The sequence below is a fragment of the Pseudomonas asplenii genome, from assembly GCF_900105475.1.
Lineage (GTDB): Bacteria > Pseudomonadota > Gammaproteobacteria > Pseudomonadales > Pseudomonadaceae > Aquipseudomonas > Aquipseudomonas asplenii.
On the sequence record NZ_LT629777.1, the window covers coordinates 2,438,147 to 2,455,411 of the forward strand.

15 protein-coding genes and 1 other RNA gene are annotated in these 17,265 nt (G+C 57.7%); 4 read left to right on the forward strand and 12 right to left on the reverse strand.

The features are described from left to right. Window position 1: 1 nt before the first annotated feature. The 10 genes from BLU37_RS11105 to BLU37_RS11155 all read right to left on the reverse strand — a co-directional run bounded on the left by BLU37_RS11105 (window position 2) and on the right by BLU37_RS11155 (window position 13,509). A complete protein-coding gene (locus tag BLU37_RS11105) occupies window positions 2-1,030 on the reverse strand; it encodes a hypothetical protein (RefSeq protein WP_232000495.1) in 1,029 nt (342 codons plus the stop codon). A gap of 190 nt (window positions 1,031-1,220) precedes the next feature. Then, window positions 1,221-2,840, reverse strand: coding sequence for a reverse transcriptase domain-containing protein (locus tag BLU37_RS11110; protein WP_232000496.1), 1,620 nt, complete (start codon window positions 2,838-2,840; stop codon window positions 1,221-1,223). Window positions 2,841-3,050: 210 nt separating this feature from the next. Beyond that, complete coding sequence (locus BLU37_RS29440) at window positions 3,051-3,326, reverse strand: hypothetical protein (RefSeq protein ID WP_090204808.1); 276 nt, start codon at window positions 3,324-3,326, stop codon at window positions 3,051-3,053. Next, window positions 3,323-4,303, reverse strand: coding sequence for an integrase domain-containing protein (locus BLU37_RS11120; protein WP_090210930.1), 981 nt, complete (start codon window positions 4,301-4,303; stop codon window positions 3,323-3,325). The genes BLU37_RS29440 and BLU37_RS11120 overlap by 4 nt, the downstream gene beginning before the upstream one ends. Window positions 4,304-5,244: 941 nt before the next feature. After that, entirely contained in the window at window positions 5,245-6,501 is a 1,257-nt protein-coding gene (locus BLU37_RS11130; RefSeq protein WP_090204810.1) for an integrase domain-containing protein, read from the reverse strand. A gap of 187 nt (window positions 6,502-6,688) precedes the next feature. Continuing rightward, window positions 6,689-7,078, reverse strand: a transfer-messenger RNA (tmRNA) gene (gene ssrA, locus BLU37_RS11135). An 88-nt stretch (window positions 7,079-7,166) separates the two neighbouring features. After that, window positions 7,167-7,445 carry a hypothetical protein gene (locus tag BLU37_RS11140; protein WP_010445540.1) on the reverse strand — a complete coding sequence of 93 codons (279 nt, stop codon included), beginning with the start codon at window positions 7,443-7,445 and terminating at the stop codon, window positions 7,167-7,169. A 232-nt stretch (window positions 7,446-7,677) separates the two neighbouring features. Further along, a complete protein-coding gene (locus BLU37_RS11145) occupies window positions 7,678-10,506 on the reverse strand; it encodes an FAD-binding and (Fe-S)-binding domain-containing protein (protein WP_090204813.1) in 2,829 nt (942 codons plus the stop codon). An 81-nt stretch (window positions 10,507-10,587) separates the two neighbouring features. Next, window positions 10,588-11,733: an FMN-dependent L-lactate dehydrogenase LldD gene (lldD, locus tag BLU37_RS11150; RefSeq protein ID WP_010447285.1), complete on the reverse strand. Its 1,146-nt coding sequence runs from the start codon at window positions 11,731-11,733 to the stop codon at window positions 10,588-10,590. An 81-nt stretch (window positions 11,734-11,814) separates the two neighbouring features. Beyond that, window positions 11,815-13,509 carry a lactate permease LctP family transporter gene (locus BLU37_RS11155; RefSeq protein WP_090204816.1) on the reverse strand — a complete coding sequence of 565 codons (1,695 nt, stop codon included), beginning with the start codon at window positions 13,507-13,509 and terminating at the stop codon, window positions 11,815-11,817. 262 nt (window positions 13,510-13,771) lie between these two features. Here BLU37_RS11155 and BLU37_RS11160 point away from each other — a divergent pair, with 262 nt between their 5' ends. Further along, window positions 13,772-14,539, forward strand: a complete 768-nt coding sequence (locus BLU37_RS11160; RefSeq protein WP_010447283.1) for a GntR family transcriptional regulator — start codon at window positions 13,772-13,774, stop codon at window positions 14,537-14,539. A 111-nt stretch (window positions 14,540-14,650) separates the two neighbouring features. Here the strand turns inward: BLU37_RS11160 and smpB are convergent, their stop codons facing one another. After that, a complete protein-coding gene (gene smpB / locus BLU37_RS11165) occupies window positions 14,651-15,133 on the reverse strand; it encodes an SsrA-binding protein SmpB (protein WP_010447282.1) in 483 nt (160 codons plus the stop codon). A 127-nt stretch (window positions 15,134-15,260) separates the two neighbouring features. Between smpB and BLU37_RS11170 the strand changes: the two genes are divergently transcribed. Both BLU37_RS11170 and BLU37_RS11175 read left to right on the forward strand, forming a co-directional pair. After that, entirely contained in the window at window positions 15,261-15,695 is a 435-nt protein-coding gene (locus tag BLU37_RS11170) for a type II toxin-antitoxin system RatA family toxin (RefSeq protein ID WP_010447281.1), read from the forward strand. Beyond that, entirely contained in the window at window positions 15,688-16,002 is a 315-nt protein-coding gene (locus BLU37_RS11175; RefSeq protein ID WP_090204820.1) for an RnfH family protein, read from the forward strand. Before BLU37_RS11170 ends, BLU37_RS11175 begins: the two co-directional genes overlap by 8 nt. A gap of 167 nt (window positions 16,003-16,169) precedes the next feature. Here the strand turns inward: BLU37_RS11175 and BLU37_RS11180 are convergent, their stop codons facing one another. Beyond that, window positions 16,170-16,697: an outer membrane protein assembly factor BamE gene (locus BLU37_RS11180; RefSeq protein WP_010447276.1), complete on the reverse strand. Its 528-nt coding sequence runs from the start codon at window positions 16,695-16,697 to the stop codon at window positions 16,170-16,172. Window positions 16,698-16,795: 98 nt separating this feature from the next. Here BLU37_RS11180 and fur point away from each other — a divergent pair, with 98 nt between their 5' ends. Further along, a complete protein-coding gene (gene fur / locus BLU37_RS11185) occupies window positions 16,796-17,200 on the forward strand; it encodes a ferric iron uptake transcriptional regulator (RefSeq protein ID WP_010447273.1) in 405 nt (134 codons plus the stop codon). Window positions 17,201-17,265 lie beyond the last annotated feature (65 nt).

Consider the following 17,265-nt stretch of genomic DNA (forward strand, 5'->3'; position numbering starts at 1 on the left):
TTTACTTCTCCAGGTATTTGATAAAGCTATCTAAGCTCGATTTTGTCAAGCACATAGCTTTGATCGTTTTTCCGTTAAATCCCAGTACGAAGCTATTATCAGTTAAGATTTCAGAGCTCGCTGTTGAATCCCATGACCCATTTAAAAAAATAGTTGAGTAAGTAATAATGTTGAATTCTGTTATCTTACTAAAGGTGCCTTTGTCGAACATGTCCTGAAGAAGTTTTATTTTCTTTCTAATTGATTTTTCCGTCCCTACATCTATGTGGGAAGCATGATTGTAGGCATTCTTCCATGGATTATTTTTACCTTTCTCGCTTTTCCCGGAAACGTACTTTTCTAAGTCGGAATAGGCATGTTTTAGCTTGTCTTTGTGACTGATTTTTTTACTAGAAATGGAACCGGATTTGCTTTCGAGTAGATAGGTTTCCGCGTCCTTAGAGAAAAAGCCATCAAACCCTTTTTTTATTGAGCCTTCTTCTAGATTGAAGAATAGAAATTCCTGTTTGTATCCGGCTGTTCTTAAATATAAGTGCGCAAAGAGCTCTGCGGCTGCTCCCATACGAGTTTTTTCATCTTTATCTTCAAGAAATTTCCTAAGTCTTAGTTTAACTAAATCTAATTCACTATCGGAGCTTCCTTCACATATTGATACCAAGAAATCATCAAGGCATTTGGTTATCTTGGTGTCTAAGGACTCTATGTTAAAGACATGTAGTTCGTGCGTTGGGGATATTAGCTTTATTTCAACTGGAAGCATTTTTTTAGTCCAGGTTTGCGAGCTATGTAATAAAGGTAACGCTGCCATGCCCCAGGTCGCTCCACCAAATTGGTGGATTTGCTTGGTGCTGCCAGACGTATCGATAGTGAGGTAGTGCAGGTAGCGATAGGTGCGCCGGACCAGCTTTCGGGCGAGCCGCCGCGTCGAATATTTGTCGTGATAGTCTTGGGCTAGCGGATTGAGCCGGGCAACCGGCAACGTCCGGCTTGGCTTACCCACTGTTTGGGGGATGATAGGGGGCAAGTCCATTTTTCAACCTTTTAGAAATCCTTATCCATCCACAATCTACCGAAATTTCAACTGATGGTACGATAGAGTTGCGTAGTGCTGAGACGTCGCTGCGGCCTCGTTGAGATTTAACCCGGGCGCTCAGGCTGTACCAATGGTGCAACAGCGTAAAACTATCTCTTCTATAGATATTCTAAACTTTAGAGTAAATTTAATAGTTATACATGTTTGACTTTGGATTCATGACGCCTTCAACGCCCATATCAGATAACCCTTTTTTCAATGCTTGATATATGAAAAAGAAGCTTGGAAGTTGTAGTCTTTTCTTTCCGTCTACTTTCTGTTTGCGCAATGTGGACGCGATATCTTTTTTGCGTATGTTGAACGGGCTTGAATGGCTTCTATTATAACCGTGTTTAGAAAGAAGGCTTTTGCGGAGCTTAATAGATTTGAAAACTGCTAATACCAGCCATGTATCGAGCTGGCGTAGTTGTGATTCGTCATTGAGGAGCGGATAGAAGCTCATTGTACCTTTAAAGAAAATTCGATTGCTGGCGCCATTGATATAGTTAGATATCATTTCATCAGTCAAATCTCCGTAAAGAAATCTTCTTATTTCGGAAATTGCTCGTAACAGATCAGCGTCTTTGTTATTTGCGGGGATGCTCACGGATCTAAGGGTGGAAGGCTTAAGCGGTTGGATTAGGTGCTTGTACAATATATAGCTTATTTCTTTTTTGATATGTGCTACGGATTTGTCTTTTATTGATATTTTCTCTTTGGATAGTTTGTATCCTAAGAAGTCTACAGAATCTTTACATTGTGCGAATTCGCTTTTATGATCTTTAGGGCACAACAAACTTATGCCCTCAGATTTTTCCAAGTTTATCGCGACGCCAGTCTCAGCCGAAAACTTATAAACAATCTCATAGGCTACGTTGATTTTTTGGTAATCATTTGCCCAAATAATCGTGTCGTCTGCATATCGAGCGAATCTTAATCCCGCGAGCTCAAGCTTCTTGTCAAGCTGCCAGCAGACTAGATTCGCTAAGAATAAGGATATTGACGTGCCCTGTGGTATGCCTTTGCCGGATGCCCCTAAAAAAGCCCTTATTACTTTTCGTTCGCTTTCGCTGATTGAAAATCCGTTTTGGTCAAACTGCTGAAATAGATAGTCGTGACGAATGTTATCGAAAAACTTTGAAAAGTCGAACTCTGCAACAAATATCCTAGGAACTTGACCTAGTTCAAGTGATATGTCTTGAATTGCAAAGTGAGCATTACGGTCATCTCTATAAGCGTAAGCAAACGAGCTTAACCTATGTTTATTCTTCTTCAGTAATTGGTGATAAAATAAAGCTGATACCGCAGCATCTGGAATTTGATAAATTGATACTGTGCGATACCCGCCAGATGGCTTGCGAACGTTCATATGTGTAGGCGGATTTGGGATGTAGGTACCCAAAAGTATTTTTCGCGATATTGAGTGCGCGATTTTCTTGCGATTTTTATTTACGTAAAACGGGTTGAATTTTTTATCCACGCTCCATTGTGGTGGCAAGGTGACAAGTTTTTCTCCTGGGTCCAACAATCTTCTAGATCTACGCTCATATTCTAAGTCAACCGAGTTGTGGTAAGCGTGATGACGATCACTTAGCTTTTCCGCCTCAGCTTGGATAAATTTGAGGAGTTGCTTTTCTAATATCATAGATCCCTCTAGATCAAAAAAAAGCCCAACACGAATGCTGAGCTTTTTCCCACGGATGCAACCACGCAAAAATAAATCGCTAAATCCAGCAGTTTCGAGGCTTTCTCTACTTCTGCTGCACATCTCTCTGATAGCTAAATCCAGAGCTTTAGGGCACCCGCTCACCCCCAAGAGGCATGCGTCGATTCTGGCATTAGTTTGAGATAAGAGTCAACATGCCATCATGTTGTGGCGGGTAGATCACCTACGTTTTGAAGACTCCTCAACGCACCGGTGCTGACAGAGTTCTTCCGTTGACGGGGGGCCGCTTCTAGCCGTGTTCCGACCCTCGGCTCAGTAGGTGAGCAACCATAATTTTCCCAGTCTAGAAATGAGCAACCGTGCGGTCAGTAAGTAGTAATAGCGTGTCGCGCCACTGCGCTGCTTCAGGTGATGATTGAGAAACCAGGCAAGGTGTTTCCTCTGCCAAGCCCACGGATTGTCGCATTGCCATCGCTCAGCGATTGCGGATTGGATCACCTTCGCCTGACGCAGATGGCGTTGGCGCGTAGCGCATGATCCCGTCAAAACACCCGACAAGAACAGCTCCATATCAAAGGGCCTGGTCATGTTCTTCCCCCGATGTACGCCGCTACCACCTCAACACGGCCATGCCCCAACTCATAGCTAACTTGCTTTCGGGCTTCTTGATCGAGCTGTCGATTTATTCGATAGCACATACCGCCGTTCACCGGCGCGGGATGATGGGTAATTTGTTCGTAGCGTTCGCAGGCATAGGCCGCCCTCAATTCATGGAAGCCTTTGAGGTACTGCGTACGGAGGATGTCTCGTACGGGCCGGACGACTCCCTGCAAGAAGTCGGAGTAACTTTCGCTCGCTGCAAGCAGGTTGCGGCTACCCTTGGGCGAGAACAGCTCGCAAAACTTCAGGGCGTCACGGATACGATCATCTACCGTAATCCAGCGTGGCGCCGACGCACCAGAGCGGCCTCCTTTGGTGCCGTCCTGGATGTTGATCTTCCCGTGTTGCTCGCACTCACGGATAAGCCGCGGCAGGTCGGCCAAGATGGCCTCACGCAAGCGCATGCCGGTGGCTCGCGCCAACAAGACGATCGCTGCGACCCGTCTCTGGTCAAGACTGCAAAGCGCATCGACGATTTGCTTAACCTGTTCGCGGTCTTGGCCCTGCGGCACCGACTGTCGAACCCCGGTGCGCTGCATAGCCAGCGCCTTGCTCGGGCTTGGCAACTTCACGCACTGATCACCACGAAGCGCCGCCATAGTCCTGTTAACGCTGGATAGTCGGTTTTGTGCGGTGCTGACGGCGAGATCACCGCGGCTAACCATGTCGCGCAGATACGCCGCATAGTCGGCCAGCACCTCCCGATCAATAAGCCGCGCATCATTGAGACCGGGCCCTTGTTCGGAGCGGCACCACTTCACGAATGCCTGCCACCGATCACAGTGTGCCCTCACCGTGCCGTAGTGACCGCCGCCGAACATGTCTTTGAGCGCCTGCGGACCTGCGTAGCTCAATTGCCTGCCGTAGCCGAAATTACGGCCATCGCGTCTACCTACCAATGCCATGTCGGTCACCTCATCAGCCGCTCTCCGATCCTCGCCCCACGTCATCCCGCCAAGAATGCTGAGTGTTATCAGGGATCAAGGCCCCTGCGACCTGTGGGGATGTCCTCTAACGCGGGACTGGCGGCTCCTTACGACCGGGAGCAAGGGCATCTCATGATCTGGCCTCCTCAACACCATTACCGGTGGGCGGGTGGAGGCTGCATTGGCTGACGAGACCAGCGCCTGAAGATCCTGAGCCGGGTGTACGCAGCGGTGCGATGACCGGGGCATGCCTGACTGTCAGTCAGGTGCAGTCCATTCCTGGTCTGCGGCACCATCATCTGCAGTGCTGTTGCTGGTGACATCGGCGTTTGTCACGCCGATTGTCACGAGGGGGATTGCCGCAAAGCCATGTGCGATCAGGGCTGCAGCAATGGTAAAAGTGCCCGTCTCTTTCCGAAGAAAGAGACGGGCACAGGTTGGCGCAACATTCGGCCAATCGGATAGGTTGCTGCAGGGCAGCGAGGTACGGTGTAGCTGGCGCACGAGCGCTATATGTGTAAGAGCATCCATCACATGGGTAGTGACCGGGCGAGCTGCCGGATGCGAATCGCCCTTGGGGAGAACCACCGCGGGAGCGGCGTGACCTTTAAGGTTCGGGTCACCTGGGGTGCTGTCATCGACAGCCTTTGCACGACCAGTTCTACGCCTGTGGATAAACCCGGTCAAGGGCCGAAATTCAGCGCTCTTGGTGACGTGAAAAGCCGTTATCCACCGGTGGAATTCCGTGGTAAATCCCGGACAACGTCGTGGCTTTTAGCTCTTCAAAATGAGGTCCATCCAAACAGGGCGGCTTTGCAGCCCTGTTTGGATGGACCCGCGCTGAGAAGCGGATAAGCGAGGCTGCTTGCCCCGAATCTTGAACGTTCAGTTGTTGCCGCAATTCTTGCGCCTGCACAGCGCTAGCGAATCGGCACCACGTTCTTGTCTCTGACTTGGCCGTACGCTGAAGCGAGCAGGCTGCCGGTGGCGGCTTTCTGGATGTACTCACTCCACCAGGCCATCATCGGCCGCCGTCGCTCGATGTAGTCGGCTCGGTTGTAGGCACTGCGCACATCATCCTTGTCGACGTGCGCCAGGGCGACCTCAATGAGTTCCGGGTCCCAGCCATGCTCATTCAAGATGGTGCTGGCCATCGAGCGCATGCCGTGGCTGACCAACCGATCCTGGAAGCCCATGCGTTTCAACGCCATGTTGGCGGTTTGGCTATTGGCGTGGGTGCGCGGATTTCTGTCTGCTGGGAAGACGTATTCGCGATGGCCGCTGTGAGTCTTCAGTGACTCCAACAGTGCGACAGCGTGATCGCTCAACGGGATGCTATGCGGGCGGCGCTTCTTCATCCGCTCAGGAGGGATAGTCCAGACACGCCTTTCAAAGTCGATGTCTGCCCAGCGAGTGGTCGCCGCCTCTGCGGGGCGAGTCATCGTGTGTAACTGCCATTCGATCAGGCAGCGGGTCGTACGTTTGATACTGGCGTTCGCGATCTCCAGCATGAGCTCGGGAAGTTCTTCGGGTGGAAGCGCGGCCATGTTCTCTTTCTTGGGCTTCTTGAATACTGCCCTGATGCCGGTGAGTGGGTTGGCGAAGACCAGGCCGGAGTTGACGCCGTAGGTCATGATCTCGTTTAACCGCTGGCTGAGACGCTTGACCGTCTCCAGGCTGCCTTTCGCTTCGATTGGGCGAAGCAGTCCGATCACCATCGGCGCGGTGATTTTCGCGAGTGGGGTCGTCTTCAAATCGGGGAGCACGTGCAGCGTGAGCGACCGCCAGATGTCCTCGGCGTAAGCAGGAGTGACCGAGTCTTTCTTGAGCTCGAACCAGGCGGTGGCCACGTTCTCGAAGGTGTGTTCCGTTTCTGCGCGCTTGGCTTCATTCAGCGTATTGCGCCGCACCTTCGGATCGATGCCTTGGGCAAGCAGCTCGCGCGCATCGACTGCCAGCTTACGTGCGTTCGCCAGCGACAGTTCGGGATAGGTCCCGAAGCCGATGTTGATGCGCTTCTTGGTCACCGGGTCGCGGTAGTTGAAATTCCACAGCAACGAGCCGTTGCTGCGTACTCGGAGCTGCAAACCGTCACCGTCAGTGAGGACGTAATCCTTGGACGCGGGTTTGACTCCCTTGAGCTGTCGATCGGAGAGACGGAGGTTTTGAGCAGGCATGAGTTTCTCCTCAGGCACTGATTCGGTATTCCAAAGATTAGCATCGGGTGAGCTGGAATACCGTATGGAATACCCCAACCGCTGGAACTCAAAAACTCTCAAAAGACCGTAAAAGCGCTGGAGGCCGCGTGTTTACTGAGTCGCAGGCACAAAAAAAGACGCCCTTGGACGTCTTTTTTTGATCATTTGGTGGAGCCGGGGGGATTTGAACCCCCGTCCGCCAGTACTCCGCTGTCGGTCCTACATGCGTAGCCGTGTCTATTGAGTTAACCCTCAGCGACCCGACGGGCAGGGTGCTTTGGGCGAGTTGTGTAAGTTTTAGCCGCTTCGTCCACAACGTACTGCACGGCGATTCTGTTCTATATGACAATCATTTTGGGTTTACAGACATCCCCTGATGATTGCTGGACCCGAAGGTACCAGGAGTGCATGTCAGCTGCAATTAAGCAGCGAGAGCAGCACCGTATTGGTCGTCATTGGCAACTATAGGAAGTTGCAACAGTGGATTTACGAGTTCTGTTACCAACTCGGCATGCACCTAAAGTTTCGCAACCGGCGTCGAATCCAAAACGGCCCCGAACCTGCTGTGCTTTCCAGCAGGTAGGTTCAGTGTACGCCAACGTGGCTCGAAAGGCCATCCCAAAGCGTGGCGTGCGGTTTTTTGACTAACCGCCTTTCTGGCTGTTCTGGATTTGCTGGATCGCGCGTTGGGTGATGGAGATGCAGTTCCTGGTGCCTTCCTGTGTGTTTTGCGCCTGGGCCGCCCTGGCCTGCTGGACGCTGTTCTCGATCTCGCCCTGGAGGTCGGCGGCGATGATAGTGGTCTTGGCGCTGCTGATGGTTTGCAGGTTGCTGGCGCACAGGTCTTTTTCGCCGTCGGCGAAGGCCGGTGCGGCAAGCAGTGCGGTGACAACGAACAGGCCGGGCAGTATGGAACGTTTCATGGGGATCTCCTTGAACCTGGGTTCAGGCAGCGAGGTTGCCGAAGCGGCAGATGGGGCCCGGTTGGTGGGACTTGCTTAATAGACTGCACGGGGTGTGCAAGGTTCTGTTTTTGTTGAGAGCGGTTGGGGACTACAGGAGCGGCCGGCCGATGCTCGGTTGCCCGCGAAGGCGTCCTCAAAATCGCCAAAAGCTTCGCGGGCAAGCCACGCTCCTACAGTTGGGCGTTGGTGTTCAGTTGGGCGGTGGGGTTTTGAGAGGTTTGGCTTGGGTGACGCGGTCGACCAGGTAGACCAGGCCGTGGTAGTCGATGTCGCCGTGCTGGCTCAGGCCGATTTCGCAGGTGCGGCTGGTGGAGATGCCTTCTTCGCAGTGCTGCACGGCATCCTTGAGCGTGCGCAGCGAGTGGGCGTTCAGCTCCGGGGTGGTGAAGCCCTTGTCGCCAGCGAAGCCACAGCAGTGGATGCCTTCGGGGATCACCACGGTGTTGCTGCAACGCCGCGCCAGGTCGATCAGCGCCTGGCTTTCGCCCAGGTGCTGGGTGCTGCAGGTCACGTGCACGGCAATTGGTGCGTCCTGCGGGGTGAAGGTCAACTTATCCATAAGGTGTGTGCGAATGAAACGCACCGGGTCGTAGAGGTCGAGGCGGCTGTCGCCCAGGTCCTGGACCAGGCGCAGGGTGCAGGGGCTGGTGTCGCAGTAGATCGGATCAAGGCCACCGCGGCTGGCGTGCAGCAGTGCGCCGATCAGTTCCTGGCGCTTGTGTTCGGCCTGCTCGACGTAACCCTTGGAGGCGAATGGCTGGCCGCAGCACAGTTGGTCGGTGTTGTCCGGGAAGACCACCTGGTAGCCGGCCTTTTCCAGCAACGCGCGGGTCTTGTCGAGCAGTGACATCTGTTCCTTGTCGCCGGCCGCCGGGCCCATCACCCGCGAGACGCAGGCGGCCAGGTAGACCACGCGTGGGCGTTCATCGGTGACAGCCGGGCTGAAGCGCACCGCGCGTTCGGGTTGTGGCATGGCGTTGGTCCACTGGGGCAAGCGACCTTTGGACAGCCGCGTCAGCCCTGCCGACAGCCGAGCCAGGCGTGGCGCGCCGAGCAGCATGCGGGCGCCATTGGCGACATGCAGGGTGAAACGGACGCCCTGCAAGGTGCTGGCGAAGTTCGTGGCCAGCCAGTCGGCGCGCTTCACGTGGGTGGCTTCGCGGCCGCGCAGCTTTTTCACCAGTTCGCCGGTGTTGATGCCCACCGGGCAGCGCTGGGCGCACAGGCCGGTGGCGGCGCAGGTGTCGATGCCCTGGTAGTGGTAGGCGGCCTCCAGTTCGCTGGTGTCGACGCCGGCGCGTTTTTTCGCCTGGATGTCGCGCCAGATGACGATGCGTTGGCGTGGGCTGAGGGTCAGTCCCTTGGAGGGGCAGACCGGTTCGCAGAAGCCGCACTCGATGCACTTGTCGATGATTTCGTCGGCGGCCGGCAGCGGCTTGAGGTGCTTGAGGTGGATCTGCGGATCGTCGCTGAGCACCACGTCCGGGTTGAGAATACCTTGAGGGTCGAGCAGGCGTTTGATGGCCCACATCAGTTGGTAGGCGTCGCTGCCCCATTCCTTTTCGACGAAGGGCGCCATGTTACGCCCGGTGCCGTGCTCGGCCTTGAGCGAGCCGCCGAACTCCACGGCCACCAGGTGCGCCACGTCATCCATGAACGCCTGATAACGGGCGACTTCGGCGGCGCTGTTGAAGCCTTGGGTGAAGACGAAGTGCAGGTTGCCTTCCAGGGCATGGCCGAACAGGATCGCTTCGTCGTAGTGGTGCTTGTCGAACAGCTCGATCAGGCGGTTGACGCCGATGGCCAGTTGTTCGACCGGGAAGGTCACGTCCTCGATGATCACCGTGGTGCCGGTCTGGCGCACGGCGCCGACCGCTGGAAAGGTGTCCTTGCGGATCGCCCAGAGCTTGGCGTTTTCCGTCGGATCTTCGGTGAAGTCGACTTGTTTTTCCACCGGGAAGCGGGCCAGCGAGGCCATGATCTGCGCCCGTTGTTCATGCAGCAGCGACGAGCTGGCGGCGCGTGATTCAATCAGCAGGGCACAGGCGTTGTCCGACAGTTCGCGAACGAAGGCCGGCATGCCGGGTTTGTCCTGTACCGAGCGCAGGCTGCGGCGGTCGAGCAGTTCGACGGCGGACACCGGTTGGCGCTTGAGCACGGTGACGGCGGTGCAGCAGGTTTCCACGTCGGGGAAGACGATCAGCGCCGAGGCCTTGTGCGGGTGGTCGATCACGGTGTTGTAAGTGACGGCGCTGATGAAGCCGAGGGTGCCTTCGGAGCCGACCAGCAGGTGGCTGAGGATATCCAGCGGCTCGTCGAAATCCACCAGGGCGTTGAGGGACAGGCCGGTGGTGTTTTTCAGGCGGTACTTGTGGCGGATCTTCGTCGCCAGTTCGCTGTTGGCGCGGGTTTCGCGGGCGAGGGTCGCCAGTTGCTCGAGCAGTTCGCCATGGCTCTGGCGGAAGGTGGCGACGCTGGTCGGGTCTTCGGTGTCCAGGCGGCTGCCGTCGGCCAGCACCAGGCGGATCCCGGCCAGGGTGTGGTAGGTGTTCTGCGCGGTACCGCAACACATGCCGCTGGCGTTGTTGGCGACGATGCCGCCGATCTTGCAGGCGTTGATCGAGGCCGGGTCCGGTCCGATCTTGCGACCGAACGGAGCCAGCCAGGCGTTGGCCTGGGCGCCGATCACCCCGGGTTGCAGGCGGATCTGCTGGCCCTGCTGGCGAATCTCGCGGCCGTTCCACTGGTCGCCGAGGACGATCAGCACCGAGTCGCTGATGGCCTGACCGGACAGGCTCGTGCCGGCGGCGCGAAAGGTCACCGGAACCTGGTCGCGGCCGGCCAACTGCAGCAGTGCGACCACTTCGTCTTCGGATTCGACGCGGATCACCAGTTGCGGGATCAGCCGGTAGAAGCTGGCGTCGGTGCCGAAGGCCAGGGTCGAGAGCGCATCGTCAAAGCGCCGTTCGCGGGGAATCAGTTGTTCTACCGAGCGGAGGAACGGGGTGGGCAGGCTCATGCAAACTCCTCACGAGGCCGTGGCATCTGGCGTGCCCTGGGCGGCCCCATTCAATCAGGCGGTAAGTCGTGCGGGCGCGGCTCAGGCGCCCAGTTCACGGACCAGCGAATCACGGTTGATCTCGCTGATGGATTTGGCGCCGGTGAGCACCATGGCAACGCGCATTTCCTTCTCGAACAGTTCCAGCAGGTTTTTCACGCCTGCTTCGCCGGCGGTGGCAAGGGCATAGAGGAACGCGCGGCCGATCAGCACGGTGTCGGCGCCGAGGGCGATCATGCGGACCACATCGAGGCCGCTGCGGATGCCGGAGTCGGCGAGGATCTTCAAATCACCCTTCACCGCGTCGGCGATGGCCGGCAGCGCGCGGGCGCTGGACAGCACGCCATCGAGCTGGCGTCCGCCGTGGTTGGAGACGACGATACCGTCGGCTCCGAATTTCACGGCGTCCTTGGCGTCCTGTGGGTCGAGGATGCCCTTGATGACCATCGGGCCGTCCCAGAATTCGCGGATCCACTCCAGGTCTTTCCAGGAAATCGACGGGTCGAAGTTGGCGCCCAGCCAGCCAATGTAGTCGGCGAGGCCCGTCGGGTTGCCGCGATAGCGGGAGATGTTGCCCAGGTCATGGGGCTTGCCCAGCAGGCCGACGTCCAGGGCCCAGCGCGGGTGGGTCATGGCTTGCCACATCCGCCGCAGCGGGGCGTTCGGGCCGCTCATGCCGGAGTGGGCGTCGCGGTAGCGGGCGCCGGGTACCGGCATGTCCACGGTGAATACCAGGGTGGTCACGCCAGCAGCCTTGGCCCGTTCCAGGGCGTTGCGCATGAAGCCGCGATCTTTCAGGACATAGAGTTGGAACCACATCGGCCGGTCGATGGCCGGGGCCACTTCCTCGATCGGACACACCGACACCGTCGACATCGTGAACGGAATACCGTGGGCGGCGGCTGCGCGGGCGGCCTGGACTTCACCGCGGCGGGCGTACATGCCGGTCAGGCCGACCGGGGCCAGGGCCACCGGCATGCTCAGGGTTTCGTTGAACAGCCGGGTTTCCAGGCTCAGTTCGGACATGTTCTTCAGCACGCGCTGGCGCAGGGCGATGCTGGCCAGGTCCTCGACGTTATGGCGCAGGGTGTGCTCGGCGTAGGCACCGCCGTCGGCATAGTGGAACAGGAACGGTGGCAGCTTGCGTTGGGCGGCTGCGCGGTAGTCGGTAGAGGCAGAAATGATCATGGGAACTCGCAGCTTTGGTTGACTGGGAACGGTTGCCGGGGCCGTTTACGGACCCCGGCGCTCTCGTATCAGCGCATCACGTTAATGCACCAGCATGCCGGTGAACACGTAGGCCTGGGCCAGGGTGATCAGGCCGACGATGGTAGCGAAGAACAGACTGTGCTTGAGCGTGAAGCGGAACAGGTCGGATTCCTTGCCCACCAGTCCGGTGGCGGCGCAGGCCACGGCGATCGATTGTGGCGAGATCATCTTGCCGGTCACGCCGCCGCTGGTATTGGCCGCGACCAGCAGGGTGTCGTTGACGCCGATCTGGTGTGCGGTGGTGGCCTGCAGCGAGCTGAACAGGGCGTTCGACGAGGTGTCCGAACCGGTCAGGAACACGCCCAGCCAGCCGAGGAACGGCGAGAAGAACGGAAACGCAGCGCCGGTAGCCGCGAGCACCAGGGCCATGGTCGAGGACATGCCCGAGTAGTTGGTGACGAAGGCGAAGGCCAGCACCATGCCGATGGACAGGATTGGCCAGCGCAGTTCGTAGAGCGTCTCTTTAAAAGTGGTCAGACCAGTTTTTGCATTGATCTTGAGGACCAGCATCGAGATCAGCGCGGAGAAGAAGATCGCCGTGCCGGTGGCGGAGATCGGGTCGAGCTTGAACACGGCCGGGATGGCGGTCGGGTTGGCGACGATCGGCGCGGTCTTGATCACCAGTTGATCCAGGTGCGGGATGGCGAAGTTGAACACGCTGCTGTACATCGCGCCGCCAGTGGCGAACATCGCCTTGAACGACTTGAGGGTCCAGATGGTCACCAGCACGGTGAGGATCAGGAACGGTGACCAGGCCTTGAAAATCTGCCCCAGGCTGTAGGGCGATGCCTGGGCGCTACGTGGCTGGCCGAAGCCGCCGACGCTGGCGGTGATCGCGGCACCGGCGGTGACGCCAGCGATTTGTGCACCGGCACTACGGCGCGGCTGCCAGACTTTCAGGAACAGGGTCAGGCAGATCAGGCTGGCCAGCGCCGAGGTGATGTCCGGCAGTTCCGGACCGATGAAGTTCGAGGTGAAGTACTGGGTGATGGCGAAGCTCAGGCCCGCGACCAGTGCGGCCGGCCAGGTTTCCCGTACGCCGCGCAGGCCGTCCATCATGAACACCAGCCAGAATGGCACGAACAGCGACAGCAGCGGCAGTTGGCGACCGGTCATGGCGCCGATCTTGAATGCGTCGATGCCGGTGACCTGGCCCGCGACGATGATCGGAATGCCCAGGGCGCCGAACGCCACGGGGGCGGTGTTGGCGATCAGGCACAAGCCAGCGGCGTACAGCGGATTGAAGCCCAGGCCCACCAGCAGCGCAGCGGTGATTGCCACGGGGGCGCCGAAGCCGGCGGCACCTTCGAGGAAGGCGCCGAAACAGAAGCCGATCAGCAGCACCTGCAAGCGTTGGTCGTCGGTAATCGACAGTACCGAGCTGCGGATGATTTCGAACTGACCGCTCTTGACCGTCAGTTTGTAGAGGAACACTGCGGCCACGATGATCCAGGCAATCGGCCAGAGGCCATAAGCGAAGCCGTAGCCTGCTGCTGCCAGTGCCATGTCCACCGGCATCTTGAAAGCGAAGATCGCCACCAGGATCGCCAGCGCCAGAGTGATGCTGCCCGCCACGTGCCCTTTGAGGCGGAACACCGCCAGGGCCAGGAAGAAGAACACGATGGGAATAACGGCCGCGAGAGCGGACAGGCCAAGGCTGCCGAGTGGGCTGTAGAGCTGTTGCCAAGTTTGCATATGGGGTGGCCCCTAATTGTTGTTGGTCAGGCGCTGATGAGCTGATTTGGATAATTGGTAATACCAATTTACAATCGCTGTGGGCTAGGTTAAAAGCCTTGTAGGGGGTGTGTCAATTTGCCGCCCTGAAACTTTCGTCGCAGAGGGGCTCGGGAAAGCGGCTGATCAGGTGATTTATGCGCTGTCTGGTGGGTGCTGGCGCGGCGCCAATAGGCCAGAATAGGCGGCCCCGGCAAGGGTTCGGGAGCGTGAGGAGTAAGTGATGGGGTTTGATCAGATTCGTCAGCGCCGTTTGTCTGACGATATTATCGAGCGGCTCGAGGGGATGATTCTCGAAGGCACGCTCAAACCCGGTGAGCGCCTGCCGGCCGAGCGTGCGCTGGCCGAGCAGTTTGGCGTCTCGCGTCCGTCGTTGCGCGAGGCTATCCAGAAGCTGGTGGCCAAGGGGTTGCTGGTCAGCCGGCAGGGCGGTGGCAACTATGTGGTGGAGACGCTGGGCTCGACGTTCAGCGATCCTTTGTTGCACCTGCTGGAAAACAATCCGGAAGCTCAACGTGATCTGCTGGAGTTTCGGCATACGTTGGAGGCGTCCTGTGCCTATTACGCGGCGCTGCGCGCCACCGAGGTGGATCGGGAGCGGCTGCGGGTGGCGTTCGAGTTACTGCAGAGCTGTTATTCGCGGGCGGGCGAGGTGAGCCGCGCGGAGGAGGGCGAGGCGGATGCGAACTTCCACCTGGCGATTGCCGAGGCCAGTCATAACGCGGTGTTGCTGCATACCATTCGTGGGTTGTTCGATCTGCTCAAGCGTAATGTGGTGACGAATATTGGCGGGATGTACAAGCAGCGTACGGAGACTCGCGACATGCTGATCAGTCAGCATCGGGAGTTGTACCTGGCGATTATCGAGGGGCGGGCGGAGCAGGCGCGGGAGGTGTCGAGCCGGCATATCCTGTATGTGCAGGAGGTGCTGGAGGAGGTTCGGCAGGAGGTGCAGCGGTTGGCGCGGGCGGAGCGGCGCAAAGGCATTTGAGCTGAATGTGCGTAAGCGTTGTAGGAGCGTGGCTTGCCCGCGAAGCTTTTGGCGGTCTTGAGGACCTCTTCGCGGGCAAGCCCGGCTCCTACGCCGGTCCGGTGTCCGGGCTTAGTCTTCCTTGCCCTTGTTGCGCACCGCACGCTGCAGTTCGCGACCGGCGTCGCGTTCGCGTTCGGTATCGCGCTTGTCGTATTCCTTCTTGCCCTTGCCCAGGGCAATCTCGCATTTGACCAGATGCTTGCTCCAGTACAGCGAGAGGCAGACGCACGTGTAGCCCTTCTGCTGCACGCCGGCGAAGATCTTTTCCAGCTCGCGCTGGTTGAGCAGCAGCTTGCGCGTGCGCGTCGGGTCGGCAATGACGTGGGTGCTGGCGGTGGTCAGCGGTGTGAAGTGGCTGCCAAACAGCCAGGCTTCGCCATCCTTGAGCAGGACATAACTGTCGACCAGTTGTGCCTTGCCTGCCCGCAAGCTTTTGACTTCCCAACCGGCCAGGACCAGGCCAGCCTCGAACCGTTGTTCGACGAAGTAATCGTGGCGCGCCTTTTTGTTTTGCGCGATGGTCCCTGTGGGGTGTTTCTTCTGTTTAGCCATAGGGGCGGCATTATAGGGGGTTGCGCGTCCGTCGGCTACGGTGAAGCTGCGTGCTTGAGCGCGTAGGATGAATCCCGGACAATGCGCCCTCTTTTGTTTGCTGCCCAGCCGTGGAATCAACGCTGACATGACGACCCATATTCAACGTTCGGCCTTGCTGCCTTATCCGGCACAGGCGCTTTATGACCTGGTGAACGACGTCGCACGTTATCCGGAATTCCTGCCGTGGTGCTCGGCCTCCCAGGTGCTGGAAAGCTCGGACGTACTGATGCGCGCCACGTTATCGGTGGCCAAGGCTGGGCTGAGCCAGCAGTTCGTGACGCGCAATACCCTGGTGCCAGGACAGTCGATCGAGATGAATCTCGAGGAAGGGCCGTTCACTCAGTTGCATGGCGTGTGGGTGTTCAAGGCGCTGGGGGAGAAGGCCTGCAAGATCAGCCTGGACCTGACCTTCGATTACGCCGGGCCGGTCGTACGGGCAACCCTCGGCCCGCTGTTCAATCAGGCGGCCAATACCCTGGTGGATGCGTTCTGTCAGCGGGCGAAGCAGCTGAATGGCTGAGTCGTCGGTTGCCATCGAGGTGGTGTACGCCGAGGTTGGGCGTCAGTGCCTGCTGGACGTTTCGGTACCGGCGGGGACGACGTTGCGGGCTGCGGTTGGATTGTCGGGGATGGCAGAGCAGTTTCCCGAGGCTGATCTGTCGGCTTGCCCGTTGGGGGTTTTCGGCAAGGTGGTCAATGATCCTGAGGTCAGGGTTGTGGCTGAAGGGGATCGGATCGAGATTTATCGACCGTTGCTGGCGGACCCGAAAGAGGTGAGGCGGTTGCGGGCACAGAAAGCGGCCCAGGCTCGTCTGCAGAACCCATAGTGCTTGTGGGGGAGGCTTGCTGGTGATGGGGCCGTGAGTCTCGCGTTGCTTGTTCGGTTGTCATCGCCAGCAAGCCGGCTCCCACAAAAAATGTTGTGCGCTTGGCTGTGGCAAATTTACAGGCAACAAAAAGCCCGGCATGCCGGGCTTTTTGTTGTGTGGCGATATTACTGCGGCGAGGTGTCCAGTGGTTCTGGTGTCGGAACCGGCACGGCTTTGACGCCATCGACGTCTTTCTGGATCTGGTCGAGCAGCGAGCCTGGTTTGGCTGGCTTGTCTGCCTTGGGTTTTTCAGCATTCTGGGCAGGCGCATCGACGGTGGTGCCGCTGTCCTTGCCGAGGATGGCTTCGTCACGACTCACGCCAGGCATGAAATCGCCGGCCAGACTCATGAGTTTGTCATCATTACTGAAAATCAGGCTGACACGTTCCTGTTGGCGTTCACCGCCACCGGGTTGCAGGCTGTACAAATAATCCCAGCGATTGGCGTGGAACGTGTCGGTCAACAGAGGGTTGCCCATGATAAACCGTACTTGCCGCCGGGTCATTCCGGGACGTAACTGGTCTATCATGTCCTGCGTGACGACATTGCCCTGCTGGATGTCGATTTTGTAAACCCCGGGGAATGAACAACCGGCGAGTGCGAGCAGTCCCACTAAGGTGAAACTGGTTAGCAAGAGCTTGGTGTTTTGCATCGGTGGGCGACTTCCACTATCTTGGCTGGGACAACGTAAACCCCGATCATACCCGCATTAAGAGAAGCTGCGAAGCAGCATCCGCGAGAAAGCTGACCATGGTTGAAAATAGCGAACTACGCAAAGCTGGCTTAAAAGTGACTCTGCCACGGGTCAAGATTCTACAGATGCTCGATTCTGCCGAGCAGCGTCACATGAGCGCCGAGGATGTCTACAAGGCGTTGATGGAGGCTGGCGAGGATGTCGGTCTGGCGACGGTTTACCGTGTATTGACCCAATTCGAAGCGGCCGGGCTGGTAGTCCGTCACAACTTCGATGGGGGGCATGCGGTATTCGAGCTGGCGGACGGCGGCCACCACGACCATATGGTCAACGTGGATTCCGGTGAGGTCATCGAGTTCATCAACCCGGAAATCGAGAAGCTCCAACACGCTATCGCCGAGCAGCATGGCTATGAGCTGGTGGATCACAACCTGGTGCTGTACGTACGCAAGAAGAGGTAATTCTGGCGTACGGATTCAGGTCCGGTGAAACGATCGAAGGCGACCGCAGGGTCGCCTTCGTTTTT

What these genes read in the sequence shown, in the direction of transcription:
- fur (WP_010447273.1), top strand. Translation starts at nt 16,796, where the DNA reads ATGGTTGAAAATAGCGAACTACGCAAAGCTGGCTTAAAAGTGACTCTG.
- BLU37_RS11160 (WP_010447283.1), top strand. Translation starts at nt 13,772, where the DNA reads ATGGGGTTTGATCAGATTCGTCAGCGCCGTTTGTCTGACGATATTATC.
- BLU37_RS11170 (WP_010447281.1), top strand. Translation starts at nt 15,261, where the DNA reads ATGACGACCCATATTCAACGTTCGGCCTTGCTGCCTTATCCGGCACAG.
- BLU37_RS29440 (WP_090204808.1), bottom strand. Translation starts at nt 3,326, where the DNA reads ATGACCAGGCCCTTTGATATGGAGCTGTTCTTGTCGGGTGTTTTGACG.
- BLU37_RS11130 (WP_090204810.1), bottom strand. Translation starts at nt 6,501, where the DNA reads ATGCCTGCTCAAAACCTCCGTCTCTCCGATCGACAGCTCAAGGGAGTC.
- BLU37_RS11155 (WP_090204816.1), bottom strand. Translation starts at nt 13,509, where the DNA reads ATGCAAACTTGGCAACAGCTCTACAGCCCACTCGGCAGCCTTGGCCTG.
- BLU37_RS11140 (WP_010445540.1), bottom strand. Translation starts at nt 7,445, where the DNA reads ATGAAACGTTCCATACTGCCCGGCCTGTTCGTTGTCACCGCACTGCTT.
- BLU37_RS11120 (WP_090210930.1), bottom strand. Translation starts at nt 4,303, where the DNA reads ATGGCATTGGTAGGTAGACGCGATGGCCGTAATTTCGGCTACGGCAGG.
- BLU37_RS11105 (WP_232000495.1), bottom strand. Translation starts at nt 1,030, where the DNA reads ATGGACTTGCCCCCTATCATCCCCCAAACAGTGGGTAAGCCAAGCCGG.
- BLU37_RS11110 (WP_232000496.1), bottom strand. Translation starts at nt 2,840, where the DNA reads ATGTGCAGCAGAAGTAGAGAAAGCCTCGAAACTGCTGGATTTAGCGAT.
- BLU37_RS11145 (WP_090204813.1), bottom strand. Translation starts at nt 10,506, where the DNA reads ATGAGCCTGCCCACCCCGTTCCTCCGCTCGGTAGAACAACTGATTCCC.
- smpB (WP_010447282.1), bottom strand. Translation starts at nt 15,133, where the DNA reads ATGGCTAAACAGAAGAAACACCCCACAGGGACCATCGCGCAAAACAAA.
- BLU37_RS11175 (WP_090204820.1), top strand. Translation starts at nt 15,688, where the DNA reads ATGGCTGAGTCGTCGGTTGCCATCGAGGTGGTGTACGCCGAGGTTGGG.
- lldD (WP_010447285.1), bottom strand. Translation starts at nt 11,733, where the DNA reads ATGATCATTTCTGCCTCTACCGACTACCGCGCAGCCGCCCAACGCAAG.
- BLU37_RS11180 (WP_010447276.1), bottom strand. Translation starts at nt 16,697, where the DNA reads ATGCAAAACACCAAGCTCTTGCTAACCAGTTTCACCTTAGTGGGACTG.